Source organism: Streptomyces sp. NPDC050703, from assembly GCF_040654435.1.
Classification (GTDB): domain Bacteria; phylum Actinomycetota; class Actinomycetes; order Streptomycetales; family Streptomycetaceae; genus Streptomyces.
Window position 1 is genome coordinate 268,746 of record NZ_JBFAHX010000005.1, and the last position, 25,984, is coordinate 294,729.

The 25,984-nt window shown below is 73.5% G+C and carries 20 protein-coding genes and 2 pseudogenes; 10 read left to right on the top strand and 12 right to left on the bottom strand.

All coding sequences use genetic code 11. The features are described 5' to 3' along the window. Window position 1 precedes the first annotated feature (1 nt). The 5 genes from cseC to AB0I16_RS07410 all read right to left on the bottom strand — a co-directional run bounded on the left by cseC (window position 2) and on the right by AB0I16_RS07410 (window position 4,618). Window positions 2-1,366: a two-component system sensor histidine kinase CseC gene (gene cseC, locus AB0I16_RS07390; RefSeq protein WP_363248333.1), complete on the bottom strand. Its 1,365-nt coding sequence runs from the start codon at window positions 1,364-1,366 to the stop codon at window positions 2-4. 154 nt (window positions 1,367-1,520) lie between these two features. After that, complete coding sequence (gene cseB / locus AB0I16_RS07395; protein WP_363248334.1) at window positions 1,521-2,234, bottom strand: two-component system response regulator CseB; 714 nt, start codon at window positions 2,232-2,234, stop codon at window positions 1,521-1,523. A gap of 64 nt (window positions 2,235-2,298) precedes the next feature. Beyond that, a complete protein-coding gene (locus AB0I16_RS07400) occupies window positions 2,299-2,913 on the bottom strand; it encodes a hypothetical protein (protein WP_363248335.1) in 615 nt (204 codons plus the stop codon). A gap of 20 nt (window positions 2,914-2,933) precedes the next feature. Further along, on the bottom strand, window positions 2,934-3,473 hold the full coding sequence (locus AB0I16_RS07405; protein WP_363248336.1) for a SigE family RNA polymerase sigma factor: 540 nt from the start codon (window positions 3,471-3,473) through the stop codon (window positions 2,934-2,936). 209 nt (window positions 3,474-3,682) lie between these two features. Beyond that, a complete protein-coding gene (locus tag AB0I16_RS07410) occupies window positions 3,683-4,618 on the bottom strand; it encodes an A/G-specific adenine glycosylase (RefSeq protein ID WP_363248337.1) in 936 nt (311 codons plus the stop codon). 192 nt (window positions 4,619-4,810) lie between these two features. On the opposite strand from AB0I16_RS07410, the gene AB0I16_RS07415 reads away from it, so the two are divergent. Further along, window positions 4,811-6,820 carry a histidine kinase gene (locus tag AB0I16_RS07415; protein WP_363248338.1) on the top strand — a complete coding sequence of 670 codons (2,010 nt, stop codon included), beginning with the start codon at window positions 4,811-4,813 and terminating at the stop codon, window positions 6,818-6,820. After that, window positions 6,817-7,497: a response regulator transcription factor gene (locus AB0I16_RS07420; RefSeq protein WP_363248339.1), complete on the top strand. Its 681-nt coding sequence runs from the start codon at window positions 6,817-6,819 to the stop codon at window positions 7,495-7,497. The genes AB0I16_RS07415 and AB0I16_RS07420 overlap by 4 nt, the downstream gene beginning before the upstream one ends. A gap of 438 nt (window positions 7,498-7,935) precedes the next feature. On the opposite strand, the pseudogene AB0I16_RS07425 reads toward AB0I16_RS07420, so the two are convergent. Beyond that, window positions 7,936-8,535, bottom strand: a pseudogene (locus AB0I16_RS07425) (phosphatase PAP2 family protein); the annotation flags it as partial. A 267-nt stretch (window positions 8,536-8,802) separates the two neighbouring features. Between AB0I16_RS07425 and AB0I16_RS07430 the strand changes: the two are divergent. After that, entirely contained in the window at window positions 8,803-9,624 is an 822-nt protein-coding gene (locus AB0I16_RS07430; protein ID WP_363248340.1) for a hypothetical protein, read from the top strand. A 117-nt stretch (window positions 9,625-9,741) separates the two neighbouring features. Here AB0I16_RS07430 and disA read toward each other — a convergent pair whose 3' ends face one another. Beyond that, entirely contained in the window at window positions 9,742-10,866 is a 1,125-nt protein-coding gene (gene disA, locus AB0I16_RS07435; protein ID WP_363248341.1) for a DNA integrity scanning diadenylate cyclase DisA, read from the bottom strand. 79 nt (window positions 10,867-10,945) lie between these two features. Further along, window positions 10,946-12,355, bottom strand: coding sequence for a DNA repair protein RadA (gene radA, locus AB0I16_RS07440; protein WP_363248342.1), 1,410 nt, complete (start codon window positions 12,353-12,355; stop codon window positions 10,946-10,948). A gap of 183 nt (window positions 12,356-12,538) precedes the next feature. Between radA and AB0I16_RS07445 the strand changes: the two genes are divergently transcribed. Further along, window positions 12,539-14,257, top strand: coding sequence for a hypothetical protein (locus tag AB0I16_RS07445; RefSeq protein ID WP_363248343.1), 1,719 nt, complete (start codon window positions 12,539-12,541; stop codon window positions 14,255-14,257). A 39-nt stretch (window positions 14,258-14,296) separates the two neighbouring features. On the opposite strand, the gene AB0I16_RS07450 is transcribed toward AB0I16_RS07445, so the two are convergent. After that, complete coding sequence (locus tag AB0I16_RS07450; RefSeq protein ID WP_363248344.1) at window positions 14,297-15,211, bottom strand: hypothetical protein; 915 nt, start codon at window positions 15,209-15,211, stop codon at window positions 14,297-14,299. Window positions 15,212-15,282: 71 nt separating this feature from the next. On the opposite strand from AB0I16_RS07450, the gene AB0I16_RS07455 reads away from it, so the two are divergent. The 4 genes from AB0I16_RS07455 (at window position 15,283) to AB0I16_RS07470 (ending at window position 19,651) form a co-directional block, all read left to right on the top strand. Continuing rightward, window positions 15,283-16,215: a Ppx/GppA phosphatase family protein gene (locus AB0I16_RS07455; RefSeq protein ID WP_363248345.1), complete on the top strand. Its 933-nt coding sequence runs from the start codon at window positions 15,283-15,285 to the stop codon at window positions 16,213-16,215. Window positions 16,216-16,272: 57 nt separating this feature from the next. Beyond that, window positions 16,273-17,097, top strand: a complete 825-nt coding sequence (locus AB0I16_RS07460) for a sugar phosphate isomerase/epimerase (RefSeq protein WP_363248346.1) — start codon at window positions 16,273-16,275, stop codon at window positions 17,095-17,097. Window positions 17,098-17,359: 262 nt separating this feature from the next. Next, on the top strand, window positions 17,360-19,213 hold the full coding sequence (ilvD, locus tag AB0I16_RS07465) for a dihydroxy-acid dehydratase (RefSeq protein ID WP_363248347.1): 1,854 nt from the start codon (window positions 17,360-17,362) through the stop codon (window positions 19,211-19,213). A 186-nt stretch (window positions 19,214-19,399) separates the two neighbouring features. Beyond that, a complete protein-coding gene (locus tag AB0I16_RS07470; RefSeq protein ID WP_363248368.1) occupies window positions 19,400-19,651 on the top strand; it encodes an SH3 domain-containing protein in 252 nt (83 codons plus the stop codon). Window positions 19,652-19,732: 81 nt separating this feature from the next. Here the strand turns inward: AB0I16_RS07470 and AB0I16_RS07475 are convergent, their stop codons facing one another. Beyond that, on the bottom strand, window positions 19,733-21,994 hold the full coding sequence (locus tag AB0I16_RS07475; protein ID WP_363248348.1) for a serine/threonine-protein kinase: 2,262 nt from the start codon (window positions 21,992-21,994) through the stop codon (window positions 19,733-19,735). Between the two features lie 241 nt (window positions 21,995-22,235). Here AB0I16_RS07475 and AB0I16_RS07480 point away from each other — a divergent pair, with 241 nt between their 5' ends. Together AB0I16_RS07480 and proC are read left to right on the top strand one after the other, a co-directional pair. Then, window positions 22,236-22,814 carry an EamA/RhaT family transporter gene (locus tag AB0I16_RS07480; RefSeq protein WP_363248349.1) on the top strand — a complete coding sequence of 193 codons (579 nt, stop codon included), beginning with the start codon at window positions 22,236-22,238 and terminating at the stop codon, window positions 22,812-22,814. 252 nt (window positions 22,815-23,066) lie between these two features. Beyond that, on the top strand, window positions 23,067-23,915 hold the full coding sequence (gene proC, locus AB0I16_RS07485; protein WP_363248350.1) for a pyrroline-5-carboxylate reductase: 849 nt from the start codon (window positions 23,067-23,069) through the stop codon (window positions 23,913-23,915). A 30-nt stretch (window positions 23,916-23,945) separates the two neighbouring features. Here proC and AB0I16_RS07490 read toward each other — a convergent pair. Both AB0I16_RS07490 and trpS read right to left on the bottom strand, forming a co-directional pair. Continuing rightward, window positions 23,946-24,171: pseudogene (locus AB0I16_RS07490) on the bottom strand (isochorismatase family protein); the annotation flags it as partial. A gap of 82 nt (window positions 24,172-24,253) precedes the next feature. Continuing rightward, a complete protein-coding gene (trpS, locus tag AB0I16_RS07495; RefSeq protein WP_363248351.1) occupies window positions 24,254-25,264 on the bottom strand; it encodes a tryptophan--tRNA ligase in 1,011 nt (336 codons plus the stop codon). Window positions 25,265-25,984 lie beyond the last annotated feature (720 nt).

Consider the following 25,984-nt stretch of genomic DNA (forward strand, 5'->3'; position numbering starts at 1 on the left):
GCTACTGGATGTCCGCCAGGTTCAGCATTGGGTAGCTGCCCGTGGCCGTCGGGGCGTGTTCCGGGAGCCACAGGACCGCCACCGCGCCCTCGGCCGGCTCGTCCGGGGGCGCGCCCGCCGGGCGGACGTTGCGGAACGTGAGGCGGGCGCCGAGGACGCGGGCCTGGCCCGCCGCGATCGTCAGGCCGAGACCGTGGCCGTGGCCCGCGCGGTCGGTGCTGCCGGTGCGGAAGCGGCTGGGGCCCTCGGCCAGGAGGGCTTCGGGGAAGCCGGGGCCGTGGTCGCGCACCCGGACCACGCGGCCCTCGACGCTCACCTCGATCGGCGGCTTGCCGTGCTTGGCGGCGTTGGCGACGAGGTTGCCGAGGATGCGCTCCAGGCGGCGCGGGTCGGTGGTCACCTCCGACTCGTGCACCACCGTCACCGTCACGTCCGTGGTCAGCGCCGCCATGCGCCGGCTCACGAAGTGGCCGAGGGTGATGTCCTGCAGTTCGGCGCGCTCCGCCGCGGAGTCGAGGCGGGCCACTTCGAGTACGTCCTCGACGAGCGTGCGCATGGCCTGCGCGCGGTCCTTGACCAGCTCGCTCGGCCGGCCGGGCGGCAGCAGCTCGGCCGCCGTGAGCAGGCCGGTCACCGGGGTGCGCAGCTCGTGCGCGATGTCCGCGGTCACCCGCCGCTCGGCTTCCAGGCGCTGCTTGAGGGCGTCGGCCATGGCGTCCACGGCGCTCGCCAGGTCGTCGGTCTCGTCCTTCACCACGCCGCCGATGGCGTCGCGCACGCTGACGTCCGTCTGGCCCTGGGCGACGTCGCTCGCCGCCGTGGCCGCCTTGCGCAGGCGCCGCGAGAGCTGTCCGCCGATCAGTACGCCGAGCGCGCAGCCGCCGAAGACGACCGTGATCGAGCCGATGACCAGGGCCTGGTCGAGGTCCTTCATGACGGTGGCGCTGCGGTCGGTGAAGCGCGAGTGCAGCGACAGGACGTGCCCGTCGGCGAGCGGCACGGCGGCCCAGATGTCCGGCACGCCGCCCGGTTTGTCCTCGACGAACGTGGCGCGGCGGCCCGTCAGGACCTTCTGCCGCAGCTCGGCGGGGAGCGCGGGGTCGTCGACCTTCGTGCCGAACTGGAGGGTCTGCCGCTGGGACGCGGAGTAGAGGCGCAGGGCGAACTGGATGCGCTCGTCCTGCACGTCACGGGCGTTGTCGAGCATCGAGACGCGCGCCGCGTTGTGCACGACGAGGCTGAGGACGATCGCGACCAGCGCGCCGACCAGCGCGATCGCCGCGCTGATCTTCCAGCGCACGCCGGTGCGCAGGCCGGCGGGCAGCGCCGTGCGGAACCGCCGGTCCGCCCTGGGCACGCCGTTCATATGTGTCCCCCGAGTCCGCTGTCTTCCCCGAGTCCGCTGTGTCCCGCGAGTCCGCTGTCTTCCCCGAGTCCGCTGTGTCCCCCGCGTCCGCGGTGCCGTCCCCCTGGCCCGCGTCCCGTGCCGGGGCGCCGTACGTCGTCCGTCACGCGCCCGCTCACGCCTTGAGTTTGTAGCCGAAGCCGCGCACCGTCTCGATGCGGTCCTGGCCGACCTTGGTGCGCAGCCGCTGCACGTGGACGTCGACGACGCGGGTGTCGCCGCCCCAGCCGTAGTCCCAGACCCGTTCGAGGAGCTTGTCGCGGGAGAGGACCGTGCCGGGCGCGGACGAGAACTCCAGGAGCAGGCGCATCTCGGTCGGCGTGAGTCCCACGGGGACGCCGGCCCTGCGCACCTCCATGCCCTCCGTGTCGATCTCCAGGTCGCCGAAGTGCAGTACGCCCCCGTCGGCCGCCGAGCCCGCGTCGGCGGTGCCGGCCGAGGAGCCGGAGCCGCTCGCGTGGCCGAAGCGGCGCAGGACCGCGCGGATACGGGCGACGAGGACGGCCCCGTCGAACGGCTTGGTCACGTAGTCGTCGGCGCCCGCCTCCAGGCCGAGCACGACGTCGATGGAGTCGGCGCGCGCCGACAGCATGATCACGGGGACGGTCGACTCGTCGCGGATGCGGCGGCAGAGGGAGACGCCGTCGAGACCCGGCACCATGACGTCGAGCAGCGCGATGTCAGGACGGTCGGCGCGGAACGCCTCCAGGCCCGAGAGGCCGTCGGGCATGGCGGTCACCGCGAACCCGTCGCGCTCCAGGGCGAGCTGGGTGGCCTCACGGATGACGTCGTCGTCCTCGACGAACAGGACATGGGTCTGCTCTGCCATCGGATGCTCTCAGTCCTTCTCGGTGCGTGTCATGCGTCTCGTACGTAGTGTCGACCCGGGTCGGTCAGTCGGCGGACGGCGGGGTCGGCTCGGCGCCCACCGCGCCGCTGAAGTCGCTGCGCGTGCGTTCCCTCTCGCTGAAGTGGTTCGACGCCCAGTGGTACGTGATCACTTCCTCGCCGGAGGGGTAGGCCACCGCGTCGCCCTTCTCGTAGAGCTGCTTCGTCACGACGAGTTCGCCCCTGTCGATCTCGGCGTAGACGGACGCGGGCTCCTCGGCCTTGAACACGTTCTCGTATCCGCCACCCTGCGCGCGGTACACGTAACTGCCGATGCCGACGGCGTCCGCGCAGGTCAGGACGTTGACCACGACATCGGAGGCCGATCCTCCGGTCAGGTTCCCGTAGGAGACGTCGACCGGGTACGTGTCCCCGGCGCACGGCTTCAAATCCCGCTTGACGGCCGGGCTGACCTCCGGGTCGTTCTTCACGAGCCGCACCGCGTCGACCTTCTTCTTCGGCAGGCCGGTCGAGGCCGAGGGCGTCGGCGACGACGACACCACGGGATCGCTGTGGGCCGGGCCCTCGTCCCGCGCGCCGGAGCCGCCCGTCGAGCAGGCGGCGAGGGAGAAAAGGCCGACGGCGGCGACCACGGTCACCGCCGTGCTCGCCGCCTTCACACTTCTCGTGGCCCCAGGGCCTAGGCCGCGCAACGCTCCCGCTCCCCACGTTCGAGCGCGCGGGCGTCCAGGTCGCGGCTCTCCAGCTCCTGACGGAGCCGTGCCAGCGCCCGGTGCAGCGTGCTCTTGACCGTTCCGGCCGACATGCCGAGTGCGGCAGCCGTCTCTTCCGTGGACATCTGCTCCCAGTGTCGCAGCACGACCACACTGCGCTGCTTGGGTGCGAGCACCTTCATGATGTCCATCAGCAGCGCGCGGTCCGCGTGCTGGTCGGTCGAGTCTTCCACGCTCGCGTCGGGCAGCTGCTCGGTGGGCACCTCTTCGAGCTTGCGCGCCCGCCACCACTCCGTACGCGTATTGATCATGACGCGGCGCAGGTACGCGTCCGCGAGCCGCTTGTCGGCTATGCCATCCCAGCGGCCGTACGTCCGTACGAGCGCGGTCTGGAGCAGGTCCTGGGCGTCCACGGGGTCCGGGACCAGGCGCCGGGCACTGCGCAGCAGGGCATCCTGCCGAGTGCGGACGTACTCTTCGAACTCGAGCACCTCGCCGTGCGCCATCTCAAACCGCCTCCGTTCCGTTCCCATGGACGACCGCTGTCCTTGCTCCGCGGTACGGATATGAAGGTACGGAGGCGTTGTCACGAGGTTGTGCGGACGAGCCAGCGGCGGACGCACGGCTGTACGTAGGTTGTGTAACAGAAGTAGGACCGGCGTAAGAACCTCTGTTTCCGAGGGCTGCGGCGGCCGTCACCCCCCAGAGCTGCCGCTCAGGTCAGCGGCAGCCGGTACAGGCCGCCCCGCAGCGGCTCGACGAGGCCGTCGGCGACCAGGCCGTCGAGCGCGCGGGCCCGCTGCACCGGCTCGTCCCAGACCCGGTCGAGCGCGGCCTGCGGCACGGGCGCCACGGCCTCGCGGAGCACGGCGAGCAGCTTGCCCCGCACCTGGCGGTCCGTCCCCGCGTACGTCTGGCCGCGGCGGGCCGGACCCTCGTGCGCGGGCTTGCCGGCCGCGAGCCACGCGCACCGCGCGGCGATCGGGCAGCGCTCGCAGGCCTCGTTCCGCGCGGTGCAGACCAGGGCGCCCAGCTCCATCGAGGCGGCGGCCCAGCGGGAGGCGGTGTGCTCCTCCTCCGGCAGCAGGGCGCGGGCGAGCTTGCGCTCGGCGGCCGTGGTGGCGTTCGGCGGGTACTGCACGCCGGTCACGGCGCGCGCGAAGACACGGCGCACGTTCGTGTCGAGCACGGCGTGGCGCTGCCCGTACGCGAACGAGGCCACGGCGGCGGCCGTGTACTCCCCGATGCCGGGCAGGGCGAGCAACTGGGCGTGCTGCGTGGGGACGTCGCCGCCGTGCCGCTCCGTTATGGCGACGGCCGCGCCGTGCAGCCGCAGGGCGCGGCGGGGGTAGCCGAGCCGCCCCCAGGCGCGGACGGCCTCGCCGGGCGCCTCCTTGGCGAGGTCGGCGGGGCGGGGCCAGCGGGCGAGCCACTGCTCGTACACCGGCAGGACCCGGCTGACCGGCGTCTGCTGGAGCATGAACTCGCTGACCATCACGCCCCAGGGACCGGCGTCCTCGCGCCGCCACGGCAGATCGCGGGCGTGCGTCTCGAACCAGGCGATGACGGGGCGGTGCAGGGCGTCGCCCGCCGCCCCGGGGGCGTCCCCGGGACTCGGGCCGTGCGGCAAGGGCTTCGCGGGAGCAGTCATGGCACCCCCGATCCTGCCATGGCACCGGCGGTTTTCGTCTTATCCGGGTGTCGTGCTGCGAGGCGGGCGTACGGACGTACGGGTGTGCGTACGGGTGTACGCGCCGGCCCGCGCGCAGGCGGCGCGGCGGTGGCCGAGGACCTGACGATCGGCAGGGGCGGCGGCACGGCGGCGGCGAGTAGCGTCGGGTCCGTGGAGAGACGCACCAGGAGCGCACTGCTGTGGGCGGTGCTCGCCGTACCCGTGGTGACGGTGGACCGCCTCGGCCTGAACGAGCCGGCCGGCGCGTGGCGGCAGCTCGTCGCGCTCGCCGTCCTGGCCGGAGCCGTCGTGGCCCGCGGGGCGAGCCCGCTCCTCGCGTTCCTCCTCGCCGCGTCCCTCGGCCTCGCCACCGCCCCCTCCCTCTTCACCCTCTCCTACGGTCCCGCCCTGGCGGTGTTCGCGCTCCTGACGGGCCGCGGGGCCGGGCGCCCCCGGGCCGCGGCGCTCGGCTTCGGGGCGGTCGCCCTGGTCGGCACGGTCAAGATCGCCGTACGGGACGTCGACCCCGTGGTCGAGTGGCTGGTCCTCACCGGCACGCTGCTCTTCGGCGCGGTCTTCCCCTGGCTCGCGGGCCGCTACTGGCGCCAGAACCGCGAACTGGCCGCCGCGGGGTGGGCACGGGCGGAGCAGCTGGAGCGCGAGCAGCGCATCGTCGCCGACCGGGCCAGGCTGCGCGAACGGGCCCGTATCGCCCAGGACATGCACGACGACCTCGGCCACGAGCTGAGCCTGATCGCCGTCCGAGCGGGCGCGCTCCAGGTCGCCCCCGACCTGCCCGCACCGCACCGCGAGGCCGCCGCCGACCTCCGCGCGGCGGCCTCACACGCCACGGACCGCCTGCACGCCGTCATCGGCCTGCTCCGCGAGGAGGGCGACGAACGGGCCCCGCTCGCCCCGTCCGGCGAAACCATCCCCGCCCTCGTGACCCGCGCCGCCGAGTCCGGCCTGGAGATCAGCTACCTGGACGGGGGGCTGCCGGGTGACGGTCTGCCGGGTGACGGGGGGCTGGGCGGTGGTCGGCTCGACGGCGGCCGGTCGGGCGGCGGGCGGCTGGATGGCGGCTGCCCCGCCGGCGGACAGCCGGACGGAGGGGACGGCGGGCAGTCGGATGGGGGGAGGTCCGACGGCGGGGTGCCGGATGGGGGGCGTCACCACGGCGGGCCGCCGGATGACGGGCGGCCGGATGACGGGCGCCATATCGGCGGACAGCCGGACGGCGGGTACGGCGGGCAGTCGGATGGGGGGAGGTCCGACGGCGGGGTGCCGGATGGGGGGCGTCACCACGGCGGGCCGCCGGATGACGGGCGGTCGAGTGACGGGCGTCATACCGGCGGGCCACCGGACGGTGGGAAGGGCGGGCAGCCGCCAGGCAGCAAGTCCCCTCGGGCCGCCGCCCAGGGCGCACCCCATGGCGTGCCCCAGGACGCGTCGCAAGGCGCGCCTCAAGTCGCGGCCCAGGACGCGACCGCCCGCGCCCTCCACCGTGTTGTCCAGGAGGCCCTGACCAACGCCGCCCGGCACGCCCCCGGCGCCCCCGTCACCGTGGCGGTGGACCGTGACGCCGCGGCGACGACCGTGACGGTCACCAACGGGCGCCCCACCGCGCCCGCCCCGCCGTCCCGCGGCGGTTCGGGCCTGCGTGGGCTGCGGGACCGCGTCACGGACCTGGGCGGCACCTTCGAGGCGGGGCCGTATGGGCAGGGCTACCGGGTCACCGCCCGGCTGCCGGTCCCGGGAGCCGGGCGGGGGCGTCCGCGCCCCGGCGCCCACCTCGCGCACGCACGCCGCCGTACCGCCCTCGCCTTCGGCGCCGCGCTCACCACGGGAGCGCTGCTCGTCGGCGGCGCCTTCGCCTGGTACGCGTACTCACGGACGCACTCCGTCCTCGACCCCGCGGACTTCGCGGGCCTGCGCATCGGCGAGGCGCGCGCGGACGCCGAGCGCGTCCTGCCCTCCCTGACCGCCTCCGACCCGCCCGCGGAACGCGCCCCGACCCCGCCCCCCGAGGACGCCGACTGCGTCTACTATCGGGCCGAGGCCAAACTGTTCTCCACCGTCCCCTACTTCAGGCTCTGCTTCGGCAGGGCAGGGGACGAAGCGGACCGCCTCGTGGACAAGACCGTGATCCCGGTGCGGGACGGGAAGAGCCGTGAGAAGTGAGGAAGGGAAGCCGTGAACGAGCCATCCGGGTCCTGCTGGCCGACGACGAGGCGATGATCCGCGCGGGCGTCCGCGCCATCCTCGCCGCGGGCAAGGGCATCGAGGTCGTCGCGGAGGCCGCCGACGGGCGCGAGGCGGTCACCCTGGCCCAGGCCCACCGGCCCGACGTGGCGCTGCTGGACATCCGCATGCCGCGCCTCGACGGTCTCGCCGCGGGCGAGGAGATCGCGCGTACGGTCCCGGACACCGCGGTCGCCATGCTGACGACGTTCTCCGAGGACGCGTACGTCTCCCGGGCCCTCGGCGGCGGAGCCACCGGTTTCCTGCTGAAGTCGGGCGACCCGCACGAACTCATCGCGGGCGTACGGGCCGTGGCGGAGGGCGCCGCCTTCCTCTCGCCCAAGGTCGCCCGGCACGTCATCGAGGGCTTCGGGGCCCGCCGCATGGACCGCGGGGCCGCCGCGCGCTCCCGCGTCGAGGCCCTCACCCCGCGCGAGCGCGAGGTCCTCGGCCTGGTCGGGGCGGGCCTGTCCAACCCGGAGATCGCCGCCCGGCTCCACCTGGTGGAGGGCACGGTCAAGGCGTACGTGAGCGCGGTCCTGGAACGCCTCGGCGTCAAGAACCGCGTCCTGGCGGCGATCGTCGCGTACGAAGCGGACCTCGTCCCCCGGGACTGAGGCCCCGGGGGCGCGACGGACGATCAGCGGCGCGACGGACGATCAGCGACGGTACGAACCGGCCTGCGGCTCATGACCGTGCGGGTCGTCACCGTGGGAGCCGGTGCCGTAGGAGCCGTCGCCGTGGGAGCCGTTGCCGTAGGGGTCCCGGCCGTACGAGCCGTTGCCGTAGGGGTCCCGGCCGTACGAGCCGTTGCCGTAGGGGTCCTGCCCCTGCGGGTTCTGCCCGTACGTGCCCTGCCCCTGCGGGGCTTGCCCGTACGTGCCCTGCCCCTGCGGAGCCTGACCGTACGCGTTCTGGCCGTGCCGGCCCTGCTGGTCCTGCCCGTACGCGTCCTGCCCGTACGCGCCCTGGTCGTGAGCCTCATGGCGGCGGAAGGTCATCGTCGGGCTGTCGTACGCCGCCGGGTCGGCGGCGGGGGACGGGGCGAGCGCGGGGCCGGGGCCCGCGAACCAGGTCACGACCGACGTGGACGACCCCCGCATCGACTGCGCGACCCGCGCCACCGGACGCGTGGCGAGCCGCACGACCGCATACGTGACCACCGCGCCGAAGACGAGACCGACCGCCACGTCATGCGGGTAGTGGACGCCGACGAACACCCGCGAGGCGGCCATGAGCACCGCCATCGGCACCGTCAGGGCCGCGATGCGCGGCCAGGCGAGCACGAGGCCGATGGCGGCGGCGCCCGCGATCGTCGAGTGGTTGCTGGGGAACGACCAGTCGCCGTAGGCGGGGCACTCGACCAGCGGCTTCATCGCACCGGACACCGCCCGGCAGGGCCGCTCCTCCTCGATGACGGACTTGAGCGCCTCACTGCACACGTACGCCACCGCGGTGGCGAGGGGGGCGAGCACCGCGACGGCGAGGGCGCGGGGGTCCCCGCGCCGGGCCCGCCACCAGGCGACGATGAAGAGCACGCCGAAGAGCAGCAGCCCGAGCTCCGTCCACACCTCCGCCAGGTGCTGGAACCACGACGGTGTGTCGTGGGCGAAGTCGAGAGTGTCGCGGTAGAGGTCGTCGTCCATGGTCTCCATGATGATGGACGCTACGGAGGGGCTCCGACCGCCCGCATCCGGCGATCGACCTGTGCCCACCCCCGACGATCGACAGGGGTCAGGGGGGTTCGGGCGGATTGCGACCGGTACCGCATCCCGGAACCAACCGGTACCGCGTCCCGGAACCGGCACCGCATCCCGGAACCGGCACCGCGTCCCGGAACCGGAATGATGATCCGACAAACTTTGTTGCTCCGGACGGCGGGTGGGGCGGGAGAAAGGCCGGTTCTCTCGTAAGGTTTGTGCGTGGGATCTCTGCGCAATCCGGTCGGGCCGCTTCCCTCCACCATCTACTGGCGTCGGAGGGCCGTCCTGCTGTCCGTAATCGGCCTATTGGTGCTCCTTGTCGTCTGGATCGTCACCATGGGTGGCGGCGGCGGGAAGAACGGCGCCAACGGGCCCGGCGAGAACGGACCCGCCACGTCCATCACCCCGGGCCCCTCCGGGTCCGGGCCCGCGATCAGCCAACACCCGGGCGGGCGCGACGAGTCGGACGACGGCTCGGGCGACGGTTCCGGTTCCGGCTCGGGCGGCTCGGGTCCGGGCGGTTCCGGTGGCTCCGGAGGGGCGGGCGGGGGCGGTTCGGCGGGCTCCGGCATCGGCTCGGGCGACGACGCCAAGGGCGGCGGCGGCTCGGGAGACCGGCTCCCCGCGGGCACGCGGCTGCCCGACTGCGCCAAGGGCGACGTCAAGCTGAAGGTCCGCAGCGTCCGCAACACGTACGAGATCGACGAGAAGCCCACGTTCGAGCTGATCGCGGAGAACGGCGGCGGCAAGGCCTGCAAGGTCGATCTCGGCGGCAAGCGCACGGTCCTGACGATCACTCAGGCCGAGGGCGACGACTCGTTCTGGTCCTCGGACGACTGCTCCGCGGGCGGCGGCAGCCTGCTGCTCCGGGTGCCGGCCGACGGCCGCGTCACGCACACCGTGGAGTGGGACCGCAGGGCGAGCACCGAGAAGTGCGCGACGTCCCCGGCGAAGAAGGCCGCGCCCGGCACCTACCTGGTCGAGGCCGAGGCGCCCGGACTCGGCACGGCACAGGCGTCGTTCGTCCTGGAGAAGGACTGACGCCACCGGTTCCGCTGCCCGCGTTGACGGTGGGAGGGGCGGTGGCGGGCGCGCGGGCCCGCCCGCTCGTACGGCGTCCGGCGTCCGGGGTCTGGCGTACGGCGTCCGGCGGGAACGCTAGACGTACCGCTCCAGGATCGAGGACTCCGCCAGGCGCGAGAGGCCCTCGCGGACGCTGCGGGCACGCGCCTCGCCGACGCCGTCCACGGTCTGGAGGTCGTCGACGCTGGCGGCGAGCAGCTTCTGCAGGCCGCCGAAGTGCTCGACCAGGCGGTCGATGATGGCGCCGGGCAGCCGCGGCACCTTGGCGAGCAGCCGGAAGCCGCGCGGGGAGACCGCGGAGTCCAGGGTCTCGGGGGAGCCCGTGTACCCCAGGGCGCGGGCCACGGTGGAGAGTTCGAGGAGCTCCGCGTGGGAGAGGGAGTCCAGCTCCGCGAGGGCCTCGTCCACCGTGCGGGAGCGCTTGGCGGTGGGCTCGGGCACATAGTCCCTGACGACCAGCTCGCGCTCGGGCTCCACGCCCGCGATCAACTCGTCGAGCTGGAGGGCGAGGAGGCGGCCGTCCGTGCCCAGCTCGACCACGTACTCGGCGATCTCGGTGGCGATGCGGCGCACCATCTCCAGGCGCTGGGCGACCGCCGTGACGTCCCGCACGGTCACCAGGTCCTCGATCTCCAGGGCGGAGAGCGTGCCCGCGACCTCGTCGAGCCGGAGCTTGTACCGCTCCAGGGTGGCCAGGGCCTGGTTGGCGCGGGAGAGGATCGCCGCGGAGTCCTCCAGGACGCGGCGCTGCCCGTCCACGTACAGCGCGATCAGGCGCATGGACTGCGAGACCGAGACGACGGGGAAGCCGACCTGCTTGGAGACGCGGTCCGCGGTGCGGTGCCGCGTGCCCGTCTCCTCGGTCGGGATCGTCGGGTCGGGCACGAGCTGCACGCCGGCCCGCAGGATCTTGGTGATGTCCTTGTCGAGGACGATGCCGCCGTCGAGCTTGCACAGCTCACGCAGGCGCGTCGCGGTGAACTCGACGTCCAGGATGAATCCGCCGGTGCACATCGACTCCACGGTCTTGTCCCAGCCGAGGACGATCAGACCGCCGGTGTTGCCGCGCAGGATGCGTTCGAGGCCGTCGCGCAGGGCCGTGCCGGGGGCGACGGCGCTCAGGGAGGCGCGCATCAGCCCATCGGCAGCGGAGCTTCCGCCGGGCTTGCCGGGACTCGCTGCCCGGTCGTTGGCTGCCACTGCACTCCCTCGGTCGCAGGTTCTCCAAGCCTCTTCCGTACACCTGACTTCGTACGGGTGGGCGAGACCAGGGCAAAGTCTACCGGCGCTCTTCCTCCTCCCGTGGGGCCTCTCGGCGACGCGACCTCGGCAGGACCCGCAGCGCGTCCCCCATGTCGGCGACTTCGATGACCTTCATACCGGGCGGGACCTTCCCCGGATCGGCGGGCACGAGCGCGTGCGTGAAGCCCAGGCGGTGTGCCTCCGACAGCCTGCGCTGGACCCCCGTGACCCGTCTGACCTCGCCCGCCAGCCCCACTTCGCCGATCGCGACGAGGTTCTTCGGCAGCGGGGTGTCGCTCGCGGCGCTGGCCAGGGCCAGGGCGACGGCCAGGTCGGCGGCGGGCTCGGAGAGCTTCACGCCGCCGACCGTCGCGCTGTAGATGTCGCGCTTGCCGAGGGCGGTGATCCGGCCGCGCTGCTCCAGGACGGCCAGCATCATCGAGACGCGGGAGGTCTCCAGGCCGGAGGTGGTGCGGCGGGGGCTCGGGATCTGCGAGTCGACCGTGAGCGCCTGGACCTCGGCGACCAGGGGGCGGCGGCCCTCCAGGGTGACGGTCAGGCAGGTGCCGGGGACGGGCTCGGCCCGGCGGGTGAGGAAGAGGCCGCTGGGGTCGGCGAGGCCGGTGATGCCCTCGTCGTGCAGCTCGAAGCAGCCGACCTCGTCCGTCGTGCCGTACCGGTTCTTGACGCCGCGGACCAGGCGGAGGCGGGCGTGCCGGTCGCCCTCGAACTGCAGGACCACGTCGACGAGATGCTCCAGGAGGCGGGGCCCCGCGATCGCGCCGTCCTTCGTGACGTGGCCGACCAGGAGGGTGGACATGCCGCGCTCCTTGGAGGCGCGGATCAGGGCGCCCGCGACCTCGCGGACCTGCGCCATGCCGCCCGGCGCCCCGTCGATCTCGGGGGAGGCGACGGTCTGCACCGAGTCGAGGACCAGGAGCGAGGGCTTGACGGCGTCCAAGTGGCCGAGGACGGCGGCGAGATCCGTCTCCGCCGCCAGGAAGAGGTGGTCGTCGATGGCGCCGATGCGGTCGGCCCGCAGCCGCACCTGGCTCGCCGACTCCTCGCCCGTCACATAGAGCGTGCGGTGGGTGTCGCTCGCCGCCTTCGCCGCGACGTCGAGGAGCAGCGTGGACTTGCCGACGCCGGGCTCGCCCGCGAGCAGCACCACGGCGCCGGGGACCAGGCCGCCGCCGAGGACGCGGTCGAGCTCGGGCACGCCGGTCGAGCGCGCGGTGGCCCGGCGGCCGTCCACCTCGCCGATCGGGACGGCGGAAGAGGTGACGCGGCCGGGGGCGGTGGTGCGGACGGCGGGCGCGCCGTACTCCTCGACGGTGCCCCAGGCCTGGCATTCGGGGCAGCGGCCGAGCCACTTGGCCGTCTGCCAGCCGCACTCGGTGCAGCGGTAGGACGGACGGTCCTTGGTGGATTTCGTACGGGCAGCCATGCTCGGAACCGTAGCGGAGCCCACTGACAACGCCGCTTCCGAGGACCGTCGCCCCTCCGCGGCCGGTGCCCCGTCCGCGGAATGATGGGTTCCTGTCCCCTTTCGAGGGATTGGTTCACCCGTAAGGGTTGAATACGCTCAAGGGGGCGGAATGGGCCTGCATCATCCGCCTACCTTCGCACGGTGACGAGCAGCAGGCCGGAATCCCCAGTGAAGACGACCGGCGCGCATCGGGCGCACCGCGACGCGCGCAAGCGGGTGGCGCCCCGCCAGGCGCCCCGGACCACCCCGCACGGGCGCTATGAACCCTGCCTGGACGGCCTGTTCACCTACTGCCTGTCCGTCCTGTGCGACCACGACGCGGCGACCGCGGCCCTGAGCGACGTCCTCCACATCGCCGAGCGCAGGGGCTCGCGCGGACCGGCGTCCGACGGCGACCTGCGGGCCTGGCTCTACGCGCTGGCGCGCTGGGTCTGCCTGCGCAGGCTCGCCGAGGCCAGGCGCAGCCGCCACGCCGCCCACGCCCCCGGCGGCGCCGCCCCCGGCGCAGCCGCCCCCGACACGGCGGGGCCCGCCGAGAGGGCCGCGGAGTCGGAGGAGACCGAGCGGGAGCGCCGCGGCGAGCTGGCCCGGCTCGCGTGGCCGGAGGCCGCGGGCACCACCCCCGAGCAGCGCGAGGCGCTGGAGCTCGCCGTGCGCCACCAGCTCACCCCCGCCGAGGTGGCCGCCGTGCTCGGCCTGGAGCCCCTGAAGGCCCGCGAGCTGCTCGCATCCGCCGCCTGCGAGGTCGAGCGGACCCGCGCCGCCCTCGCCGTCGTGGAGACCGGCAGCTGCCCCATCGTGGCCCGCCTCACCGGCGACAGCCAGCTCCTGCTCGGCACGGCCCTGCGCCGCGAGCTGGTCAGGCACGTGGACGACTGCCCGCGCTGCCGCCGCACCGCCGAGCGCGCGGGAGCGGGCACCTGGCCCGGCACGACGGTGAGCCCCGCCACGCTCCCGCTGGCCGAGGCCCCGAGGTCCGCCCTGCACCACGCGATGACGCACGGCCCCCGCGCGCGCGGCGCCCACCCCCGCTATGACCGGCGCGGCTTCCCGATGGACCCCAAGGACCACGCGGCCCGCAGGGACCGGCTCCGCGCGCGGGCCGTCACCACGACCGTCGTCGCCACCGTGGTGGCCGCCCCGGTGCTCGCCCTCTGGGCGGCCTACCGCGGCCCGCTCACCGGCGAGGGCCACGACGGGGGTTCGGTCAGCGCGAGCGAGGGCGACGGCGCGGGCGGCCTCGCCGGCGACCACGCGGGCGACGGCTATGAGAACGCGGGCAACGCCCGCAAGGGCCCGGGCCCGCGCTTCACCGCCGGCGGCAGGTCGCCCGACGTCTCCGTGGAGGTCATCAGCGGCGACGGCGCGTCGACGGGACCGGGGAGCCTCACCGTGGCGGCCAGGCCGAGCGGCGACATCACCCTGATCACGCTGACGGCGTCGGGAAGCGCCCCGGTGGACTGGTCGGCGGGCGTGAACGCCTCGTGGCTCCACCTGAACCGCTCGTCGGGCACGCTCGCACCAGGCGAATCGATCACCCTGCGGGTGTACGTGGACCACCGCCGCGAGCCGTCGGGCCCCTGGCGCGCGCGGGTCTCGATCGCCCCCTCCGGCGCGGTCGTCTCGATCGACGGGCACGGCGCTGGGCGCCCGCCGCAGACGCCGGGCCCGGGCCCCGGCCCCTCCGACCCGCGCCCGACCGCCCCCAGGCCCTCCGCCCCGGGCCCCGACCCGACCCCCCGGCCCACCGGCCCCGGCCCGTCGGACCCCGCCCCCACGCCGACCCCCACGGACCCGGGGCCCACGCCGTCGTACCCCGGCCCTTCGACGCCGACGGACGGCGGTACGAGCCCGGGCTGACCGGCCCCGGGCGCCCGGGACAGCTGGTGTCAGCTGGTGTTACGCGGGGTCGGCGGGGTGCGGGGCGAGGAGCGGCAGCCGGGAGGCGAGGCGCTCCACGCAGAGCTCCACGAGCCGGTCGTAGCCCTCCTTGCCCATGAGCTCGATCAGCTCGGGGCGGTAGGTGACGTACACCGGGTCGCCCGCGCCGTGCGCCGACGTCGCCGACGTGCACCACCAGTGCAGGTCGTGGCCGCCGGGGCCCCAGCCGCGCCGGTCGTACTCGCCGATCGACACCTGGAGGACACGGGTGTCGTCGGGCCGGTCGATCCACTCGTAGGTCCTGCGCACCGGCAGCTGCCAGCAGACGTCCGGCTTGGTCTCCAGGGGCTCGCGGCCCTCGCGCAGCGCCAGGATGTGCAGCGAGCAGCCGGCGCCGCCCGCGAAGCCGGGGCGGTTCTGGAAGATGCAGGAGCCGTTGTACGGCCGGGTCTGGCGGTCGCCGTCCTCGTCCGTGGAGACCCAGCCGGTCTCCCTGCCGATGTCGTGGTGCTGCCAGATGTCGGGGGTGAGCCGTTCGACGTGGGCGGCGACGCGCTTCTCGTCGTCATCGTCCGAGAAATGGGCACCCAGCGTGCAGCAGCCGTCGTCGGCACGGCCTTCCTTGATGCCCTGGCAGCCGCTGCCGAAGATGCAGTTCCAGCGAGAGGTCAGCCATGTCAGATCGCACCGGAAGACCTGCTCGTCGTCCGCGGGATCAGGGAACTCCACCCAGGAGCGGGCGAAGTCCAGGCCCTTTTCGTCCGGTTCCACCTTCCCGGTCTTCGCCGGCTTTCCGGACTTTCCCACCTTCTCGGTCTTCTCCGGCCTTCCCGCCACCTTCTCCCGCTTCCCCTGCTTCGACGGCTCACGGGACTCGGGCGACGACTTCGCCGGCTTCGATTTGTCGGCCTTCGTCTTTTTCGTCTTTGGCACGTCTCCAGGGTATGCGTGCGGTGGGCCGCCCGGAGCCAGGTGAGCGCCCCACTCGGCGTAGCGTTCCGTACATGAGACTCGGTGTCCTCGACGTGGGGTCGAACACGGTGCATCTGCTCGTGGTCGACGCCCATCCCGGCGCGCGCCCGCTGCCCGCGCACTCGCACAAGGCCGATCTGCGCCTCGCCCAACTCCTCGACCCGTCGGGGGCGATCGGGCCCGAGGGGGTGGACCGCCTGGCCGCCATCGTGCGCGAGGCGATGGAGGCCGCCGAGGACAAGGGCGTGGAGGAGGTGCTGCCGTTCGCCACCTCGGCGGTGCGCGAGGCCACCAACGCCGACGAGGTGCTCGCCCGGGTCAGGGACGAGACCGGCGTCGACCTGCAGGTGCTTTCGGGCGAGGAGGAGGCCAAGCTCACCTTCCTCGCCGCCCGGCGCTGGTTCGGCTGGTCCGCGGGCAAGCTCCTGGTCCTCGACATCGGCGGCGGCTCCCTGGAGATCGCGTACGGCATCGACGAGGAGCCGGACGCCGCGGTCAGCCTGCCCCTGGGCGCCGGGCGCCTCACCGCGGCCTGGCTGCCCGCCGATCCGCCGGAGGCGGCCGACGTGAAGGCGCTGCGCCGGCACGTGCGCGCGCAGATCGCCCGCACGGTGGGCGAGTTCGCCCGCTTCGGGGCCCCCGACCACATCGTGGCCACCTCGAAGACGTTCAAGCAGCTCGCCAGGCTCGCGGGCGCCGCCCGCTCCGCCGACGGCCTCTACGTCCAGCGGGAGCTGAAGCGGAAGTCCCTGGAGGACTGGGTTCCGCGGCTCGCCGCGATGACCACGCGGGAGCGCGCCGAGCTGCCCGGCGTCTCCGAGGGGCGCGCCAACCAGCTCCTGGCGGGAGCGCTGGTCGCGGAGGGCGCCATGGACCTCTTCGGGGTCGAGAACGTGGAGATATGCCCCTGGGCGCTGCGCGAGGGCGTGATCCTGCGCAGGCTCGACCACCTCCCGGCCTCCTGAGCGAGCGGCGTGAGGCCACCTCCCCGGCGCCCGGGCACGGCCCGTACCCTGTCTTGCGTGGCAGAACCAGTGGTGCGCGTCCCGGATGCGAAGGTCGCCCTGTCGACGGCCTCGGTCTATCCGGAGTCGACGGCGACGGCCTTCGAGATCGCCGCGCGCCTCGGCTACGACGGTGTCGAGGTCATGGTCTGGACCGACCCCGTCAGCCAGGACATCGAGGCCCTGCGCAGGCTGAGCGACTACCACCGGATTCCGATCCTCGCCGTCCACGCGCCATGTCTGCTGATCACCCAGCGCGTCTGGTCCACCGACCCCTGGGTCAAGCTCCAGCGCGCGAAGGCCGCCGCGGAGAAGCTCGACGCCTCCACGGTCGTCGTGCACCCGCCCTTCCGCTGGCAGCGGCAGTACGCGCGCGACTTCGTCGACGGAATCTGGCGGATGGCCGACGAGACGGACGTGCGCTTCGCCGTCGAGAACATGTACCCCTGGCGCTACCGCGACCGCGAGATGCTGGCATACGCCCCCGACTGGGACGTCACCAAGGACGACTACCGCCACTTCACCGTCGACCTCTCGCACACCGCGACCGCCCGCACCGACGCGATGGACATGGTCGACCGCATGGGCGACCGGCTCGGCCACGTCCACCTCGCCGACGGCAGGGGCTCGGCCAAGGACGAGCACCTGGTCCCGGGCCGGGGCACCCAGCCGTGCGCCGAACTCCTCGAACGCCTGGCCACCACCGGCTTCGACGGGCACGTCGTCATCGAGGTCAACACCCGCCGCGCGATGTCGGGCGCCGAGCGTGAGGCCGACCTCGCGGAGGCGCTCGCCTTCACGCGGCTGCACCTCGCCTCCGCGGTCGGGGCGAAGCGCCCGTGACGCCGGGCGACGCGGGCGCCGCCGCCCCGCGCCGCCGGGGACGTCCCTCCCGTACGGAGGCGGGGAACGGCCCCGCCACCCGCGGGCGCCCCGTCGTGCGGAGGCACCTCACCGGGGCCTGACACCCGGGGTGCCGTGGCCGCTCACCGAGACGGCCGTCCCGGCATCCGGACAGCTTGTCCGGATCGTGGAGGCGCGGCGTACGCTCGACAGCAGTCTTGTCTCTCCGTAGACCGCCGATTCCCTGAAGGAGCGAGCGACGATGCCCGAACTCAGGTCCCGCACTGTCACCCACGGCCGCAACATGGCGGGCGCCCGCGCCCTTATGCGTGCCTCCGGTGTACCCGGGGCCGACATCGGGCGGAAGCCGATCATCGCCGTGGCCAACTCCTTCACGGAGTTCGTGCCCGGCCACACCCACCTGCAGCCGGTCGGCCGCATCGTCTCCGAGGCGATCAGCGCGGCGGGCGGCATCCCGCGCGAGTTCAACACGATCGCCGTCGACGACGGCATCGCGATGGGCCACGGCGGCATGCTGTACTCGCTGCCCTCGCGCGACCTGATCGCGGACTCGGTGGAGTACATGGTGGAGGCCCACTGCGCCGACGCCCTGATCTGCATCTCCAACTGCGACAAGATCACCCCCGGCATGCTGATGGCCGCCCTGCGCCTCAACATCCCGACGGTCTTCGTCTCCGGCGGCCCGATGGAGGCCGGCAAGGCCACGCTCGTCGACGGCACCGTCCGCAAGCTCGACCTCGTCAACGCGATCAGCGACGCGGTGAACGAGAACATCTCGGACGAGGACATCCTCCGCATCGAGGAGAACGCCTGCCCGACCTGCGGCTCCTGTTCCGGCATGTTCACCGCCAACTCGATGAACTGCCTGACCGAGGCCATCGGCCTCTCCCTGCCGGGCAACGGCTCGGTCCTCGCCACGCACACCGCCCGCAAGGCCCTGTACGAGCGGGCCGGCCAGACGGTCGTCGACATCACCAAGCGGTACTACGACGGCGACGACGACTCCGTCCTGCCGCGCAGCGTCGCCACCCACGCCGCCTTCGAGAACGCCATGGCCCTCGACATCGCCATGGGCGGCTCCACCAACACGATCCTGCACCTGCTCGCCGCCGCCCGCGAGGCCGAGGTCGACTACGACCTGAACGACATCGACGCCGTCTCGCGCCGCGTCCCGTGCCTGGCCAAGGTCGCCCCGAACGCCGCGCCCACCACCACGTACTACATGGAGGACGTGCACCGCGCGGGCGGCATCCCCGCGCTCCTCGGCGAGCTGTACCGCGGCGGCCTCCTCAACGAGGACGTCCACACCGTCCACTCGCCCTCCATCAAGGAGTGGCTCGACACCTGGGACATCCGCTCGGGCTCCGCCTCCGACGAGGCCGTCGAGCTGTGGCACGCGGCCCCCGGATGCCGCCGCTCCGCCGAGGCATTCTCGCAGTCCGAGCGCTGGGACACCCTCGACACCGACGCCGCGAACGGCTGCATCCGCGACGTCGCCCACGCGTACTCGAAGGACGGCGGCCTCGGCGTCCTCAAGGGCAACATCGCCGTCGACGGCTGCGTCGTGAAGACCGCGGGCGTCGACGAGTCGATCTGGACCTTCGAGGGCCCCGCGGTCGTCTGCGACTCGCAGGAAGAGGCCGTCGAGAAGATCCTGAACAAGGCCGTCAAGGACGGCGACGTGGTCGTCATCCGCTACGAGGGCCCCAAGGGCGGCCCCGGCATGCAGGAGATGCTCTACCCCACGTCGTTCCTGAAGGGCCGCGGCCTCGGCAAGACCTGCGCCCTGGTCACCGACGGCCGCTTCTCCGGCGGCACCTCGGGGCTCTCGATCGGCCACGCCTCGCCCGAGGCGGCGGCAGGCGGCACGATCGCGCTGGTCGAGGACGGCGACCGCATCCGCATCGACATCCCGGCGCGCTCGATCGAACTCCTCGTCCCCGACGAGGAACTGGCCGCCCGCCGCGAGGCCCTGAACGGCGTGTACGCGCCCAAGGACCGCGAGCGCAAGGTCTCCGCCGCCCTGCGCGCGTACGCGGCGATGGCGACGAGCGCGGACAAGGGCGCGGTCAGGGACGTGTCGAAGCTCGGCTGACACGGGCCTCCGGACGGCCTCTGGACCTCCGGAACGTTTTGGGGCGCGGGCGCGTCCTTGGTGTGAGGAAGACACCAGGGGCGGCCCGCGCCGCCGTGTACGGGGGAGAGCACAGTGAGCGAGAACGTCATCACGCCGGAGGTTCCCGAGGACGCCGAGGCGATCGCCGGCCCGGCGGCCGATGCGGTGGCCACGGCCGCGAGGACCTATCCGATCATCGCGTCGGTCAACGTCCGCTCGGGCCCCGGCACCTCGTACTCCAAGGTGGGCCGGCTCACCGCGGGCACGCGCGTCACCATCCAGTGCCAGAAGGCGGGCCAGACCGTCACGGGCCCCGGCGGCACATCGAATCTCTGGGACCGGATCGGCAGCGGCCGCTGGGTCTCGGACACATACGTACGCACGGGCAGCACGGGGTACGTGGCGCCCCGCTGCTGAACACGGCGGGCGGCCCCCGCCGGACAGCCGTCGTGGACGGGCCCTCAGCCGGTCCGCGGCGGCTTCGTCACGGTCGGACCCTCAGCCGGTCCGCGGCGGCTTCGTCGCGTCGAAGGCGAACACCGTGTTCCGCGCGGCGGCCACCACGACCACGCGCCCCATGACGGTGACGCGCGGCGTGGCGTTGGTCTCCCCGGCCAGTCCTTCGGCCCGGGGGCCCGTGGTGAGCAGCGGCTTGCCGGTACGGGCGGCGAGCGCGACGACCCGGCCGCTGGCCGAGCTGAAGTACAGCGTCCCGTGACCGTCGGCCACCGGCCCCGACGCGCCCTCGACCGCCGTTTGACGTGCCCACTTCTTCCTGCCGGTCACCGGGTCGAGCGCGGTGACCAGGCCGGTCTGCCCGGTGAGGTAGACGGTGCCGCCCGCCATGCCGGGCGTCCCGTCGTAGGTCTCGGGCAGCCGCGCGTACGCGACCTCGCGCGTGGCCGGGTCCACCCGCGCCACCCCGTCGTAGCCGAGCAGGGCCGGGCCCTCGCGGCGCTCGCGCAGCAGTACGAGACCGCCGTCCGCGGTACCGACCGGCATCGCGGCCCCCTCGACGGCGACGGCCCTGCCCAGGCGCCCCGAGGCCAGGTCGGCCTCGCGCAGGACGGGGTGGCGGACGTCGGTCGCGGACAGTTCGGCGTCCGGCGCGCACATCGCGTACAGCCGCTTGCCCGCCGGCACGGGGGCGCACGTGGTGCCCGCGGGGAACGGCGTGCGCCACAGCACCCGGCCGCTGCGCGCCTGCCGGGCCTCCAGGCGGGAGTCCGCCGCGTCGACCGACACGACCGTGGAGCCGAGGACGACGGCGTCCCGCGTGCGCCCGGTCACGCCCGTGGACTGGCCGCCCGACGGGGCCGACCACAGTTCCCGGCCCTTGGCCGCGTCCAGGGCGACCACCTCGGTGGCGGAGCTGTCGGGCTGCTCCTCGGTGCCGATGCGGTAGCCGAGCACGGTGTCGCCGCTCACGCCCACCAGGTGCACGCCCTGTGCCGGGACGCCCGGACTCTTCTCCGTCCAGACGCGCGAACCGTCGGCGGCCCTGATCCGGGTGGCGACGACCCCGCCGCCCCCGCAGAACAGCGCGTCACCGCGGGCCGCGCAGCGCAACTCGTCCGGGATGTCCGCACGGCCGCCCGGCACCGACTCGCGCCACGGCCTGAACCCGTCGGGCAGCGGGGCCTGCTCGGCCGCCGCCACGGCGCGCCCGCCGTCGTCAGCGCCGGAGTCCCCGGCCCGCATCACCGCGGCCCCGCCCCCGATCGCGGCGACGGCGACGACCGCGGCGAGCACGGAACGCAGCCGGCGGCGCGGGCGGCGCGGAGCGTCACCCGCGGCCTCGACCGCGGGGCCGGGATCGGGAGCGGGATCGGGAGCGGGGGAGACGGAGGCGGTGGTACCGGGCACGGGGGTGTCGTCCGTGACCAGATGGTGCTGGGTGTCCGTCTCCCGGGTGCAGCGCGCGTCCTCACCGGTCCCCGAGGCGCCCCCGAGGTCGGCGGGCAGGTCGCGCAGCCGCACGAGGAGGTCGTCCGCCGACGGGCGCGCGCCGGGGTCCTTGGCGAGGCAGGGCTCGACCGCCTGCCGCAGCGCGTCGGGGACCGCGCCGAGGGACGGCGCCTCGTGCACCACCTGATACGCCGTCATGTACGGGCTGTCAGCGTCGAAGGGCCCCTGCCCGGTCGCCGCGTACACGAGCAGCGTGCCGAGCGAGAAGACGTCGGAGCGCGGGCCGACGCCGCGCGGCGCCTGCAACTGCTCCGGCGACATGAAGGGCGGCGTTCCGATCACCCGCCCGGTCATCGTCAGCGTCTGCTGGTCCGCCGCGCGGGAGATGCCGAAGTCGATGACGCGGGGGCCCTCGGGCGAGAGGACCACGTTGGACGGCTTGAGGTCCCGGTGCACGACACCGGCCCGGTGGATGTCGCGCAGGGCCTCGGTGAGCCCGATGGCCAGCCTGCGCAGCTCGGGACCGCCGATCGGGCCCTGCTTCGCGATGCGCTGGGCGAGCGTGGGGCCCTCGATGAACGTGGTGGCCATCCACGGGTGCGCGGCCTCGGGATCGGCGTCGATCACGGCCGCGGTGAAGGCGCCGCTGACCCGCCGGGCGGCGGCCACCTCCTGCCGGAAGCGGATGCGGAACTCGTCGTCGTCCGCGAACTGCTGGTGGATCAGCTTGATCGCCACGGGCCGCCCGGATGCCGAACGGCCCAGGAAGACGGTTCCCATGCCGCCCGAACCGAGCCGCGCCTCCAGCGGGTACCCGCCGATCTCCTCCGGGTCTCCTCCACGGAGCGACATGTCCAGACCTCCCCCGTGCTTCCCCGCCACGACATACCTGGCTCGATCACCTGGCTCGATTACCCGGCCCAAACTAGTCGCCGGTGGGTACGGGAGGACAAGGAGGGGGACGAATAGGGCGCGTACCCCCGGCGCGGCGCACTGCCCCGGCCCCGTGTCCCCGGCCCCGTGCCCCCGGTCCGGAGCGCCCTTCGCGCCCCGGCGCCGACACCGCCCGCGCCGGCCGGGCGATAATCAAACGGTGAGCGAAGAACCCGGAACCCCTGGCACCCCCGGCACGCCCGGCACCACCGGCCCCTCGGGCGGCGCCGGCACGCCCCGCCCCGCCGCCGGCGCCACGGCCGCCACCGGCACCGCGCCGGGCCCTCGACCGGAGCCGATCCGCTTCTTCGGCACGACCTGGGTCGCCCACGACGGTGGCTACGGCCTTCGCCGGGCGGGCCTCGCCGCCGGATCCCTGCTCGCGGCGGCCGCGGGCTGCTTCGTGCTGCGCTTCGCGTACGAGGGGCTGACCATCGCGGACGTGGGCTCGTTCGTGAACCTGCTCGTCGTCGTGATGTTCGCGATCTGCAGCGCCATCGCCTTCCGCCGCACGTGGGAGGGGTTCACCAAGCGCCACGACCCGGCGTCCCAGAACTCCATGCGCGGCCTGCTCACGATCGGCTTCGTCGGCACCCTGCTCGCCTACTTCTTCCGCTCCCTGACGGAGGCCCCGGGCGAGAGCCTGCACCGCGCGGAGTACGAGGAGGCGCGCGAGCGGTACGCGAAGCGCACCCAGCGGCGTACGGGCAACCCGTCCCGCAAGAAGCGCAAGCGCTGAGCGGCCGAGCCGCCCCGGGCCGGAGAAGAACCCCGAAGGGCCCGCCCCCTTGCCTCACGACCGCCGCCGAGTACACGGCCCGCCATGCCACGGCAGGGGCCTCGCTCTGGGCGCTGCGACGGTCCGCCGCCGCACCGCCCGACACCGGGCACGACCGCCGGGCACGGTCCGCCCACCGGACACCCTTCCCCTCCCCGGCGCCCGCGGTGCGAGGATGATCCCCGGACGACGCGACCCCGGGAGGCCCCGCCCATGAGCACGACGAGCCAGCCGAGCCGGCCGAACCCGCACCGGAACCAGAAGGTCGCGGTCCTCGGCACCGGAAAGATCGGCGAAGCCCTGCTCAGCGGAATGATCCGCGGCGGCTGGGCCCCCGCCGACCTCCTCGTCACCACCCGGCGGCAGGAGCGCGCCGACGAGCTCCGCACCCGCTATGGCGTCACCGTCGTCAGCAACGCCGAAGCCGCCGAGCGGGCCGACACCCTCATCCTCGCCTGCAAGCCGCAGGACATGGCGAAGCTGCTCGACGAGCTGGCCCCGCACGTCACCGCGGACCGCCTCGTCATCAGCGCGGCGGCCGGCATCACCACCGCGTCCATCGAGGAGCGCCTCGCCGAGAACACCCCGGTCATCCGCGTCATGCCGAACACCCCCGTGCTCGTCGACGAGGGCATGTCCGTGATCTCGGCGGGCAGCCACGCCACCGCCGACGCCCTGTCCCACGCCGAGGCCATCTTCGGTGCCGTCGGCAAGACGCTCCGCGTCCCCGAGACCCAGCAGGACGCCTGCACGGCCCTGTCCGGCTCGGGGCCCGCGTACTTCTACTTCCTCGTGGAGGCCATGACCGACGCGGGCATCCTCCTCGGTCTGCCCCGCGACAAGGCCCACGACCTCATCGTCCAGGCCGCGATCGGCGCCTCCGTCATGCTCCGCGACAGCGGCGAGCACCCGGTGAAGCTCCGCGAGAACGTCACGTCCCCCGCAGGCACCACCATCAACGCCATCCGCGAACTGGAGAACCACGGCGTACGGGCCGCCCTGATCGCCGCCCTGGAAGCGGCGAGGGACCGCAGCCGCGAACTGGCGTCGGGCAACAGCTGACGCGGAGGCGGGGCGCCAGCGGGAAGCCGCGACGACCGCCGCGGCCAGGACGACCTCCGCGAAGCCGCCGCCGTGCGGGGAGACCGCCGACGCCCGGGCCGGCTCGTCCGCCGGGGCCTCCCAGCCGAAGGACCGGCAGGCCGAAGGTGTACGTCGCGTCGTGCGCGAACAGCACCTCGTACCCGAGGTTCCCGCCCATCCGCGCCGTCGTCTCCGCGCACGTGTTCGTCTGAATCCCGGCCACGGCCACCACGATGTGCCGGACGCACGCCGCGCGGGCTTCGGCAGCGAGGTCACGACGCGCCGGCACTCCGCGCCGCGCCTCGCCACCGGCGTGCCTACCGCGCCCCGTTCGCCGGCGGCAGCAGCCCGATCGCCCGATAGGCGCCGTCCACCGTGGGCCGCGCCATCCCCCTGGCCCGCTCGGCCCCCCGCCGCAGCACCTCTTCCACGTACGCCGGATCGGCCACCAGCTCCTTGTGCCGCTCCCGCAAGGGCCTGAGCACCTCCACCACGGCGTCGGCGGTGTCCTTCTTCAGCGCGCCGTACGACGTGTAGGCGCCGCTCAGCGCCTCGGGGTCCCCGCCCTCGCAGGCGGCCAGGATCTCCAGCAGGTTCGAGATCCCCGGCTGCGCCTCCCTGTCGTACCCGACCTCGCTGCCGCTGTCCGTGACCGCCCGCAGGATCTTCTTCCGTACGGCCTCGGGCTCGTCCAGGAGATAGACGATGCCGGCGCCGGACTCATGGGACTTGCCCATCTTCGACGCCGGGTCCTGCAGGTCCATGACCCGCGCCGCCACCTTGGGCGGCGTGGCCCGCGGCACCACGAAGGTCTGCCCGTACCGCTGGTTGAACCGCTCGGCCAGGTCCCGGGTCAGCTCGACGTGCTGCGTCTGATCGTCACCGACCGGCACCTCGTCGGCCCCGTACGCGAGGATGTCCGCCGCCATGAGCACGGGATAGGTGAGCAGCGAGAGCCGCACGCTGCCGCCGCGGGCCCGTTCGAGGACGGACTTCTCCTTGTACTGGATCATCCGCCGCATCTCGCCGTCCGTGGCGACGCACTCCAGGAGGTACGAGAGCCGGGCGTGCTCGTCCACGTGACTCTGCACGAAGACCACGGCCCGCTCCGGATCGATCCCCGACGCGAGCAGCAGCGTCGCGGCCTGCCTGCTGAGCCGCCGCACGCGGCCGGGGTCGTGGTCCACCGTCAGCGCGTGCAGATCGACGACGCTGAAGAGCGACTCCGCCCGGTACTGGTCGACCTCTGCCCACTGCCGTACGGCGCCCAGGTAGTTCCCCAGGGTCAGGTGCCCCGTCGGCTTGACCCCGCTGAAGATCCTCGTCATCTCTCCGCCTCCTGATGCAGGACCGCCGACCCGGGCGGGCCGGGCTCCAGATCCTCCGGGGGGAGAAACGAAAACGGCCGCCCAGGTGGCGGCCGTTGGGTACATGCGTGTGTACGGCCGCCGTCAGGCGGCCCACCACAGCTGGGTGCACGCATGCGTTGTCATGCTCGCCAGAGTAGCCCCGTCGAGCCCCCGTGGCAGGAGGTTGACACTGCCGGGGGCGGATACGTAGTGTTCTCCGAGTTGCCCGACGTGAGCGCCGACCCCTGGTCGGTCCCCGGGCGGCCATTCCGCAAGAACCATTCAAGCGATCGACGTCGCGTTCCCTTCCTGGGATACGCCTTCGGCTCGTTTTCATGCGTATTTGCGAAATGAGGAATCGGCGTTCGAGAGGACGCCCCCGATTAGGTCGGGAGCCGAGATTCCGCTAAAGTCTCACTCGTCGGAACGGCCCAACAGCCGCGAAGACAACTCCCGCTGACTGGGAATCAGGCCCGAAAGGATCTGATAGAGTCGGAACCGCCGGAAAGGGAAACGCGAGAGCCGAAAGGCCGAGCGGGAACCGGAGAGGCGCCGAGGAAATCGGACGCGAAAGAGTCTGATAGAGTCGGAAACGCAAGAACAGAAGAAACACCGAAGGGAAGCGCCCGGAGGAAAGCCCGCAAGGGTGAGTACAAAGGAAGCGTCCGTTCCTTGAGAACTCAACAGCGTGCCAAAAGT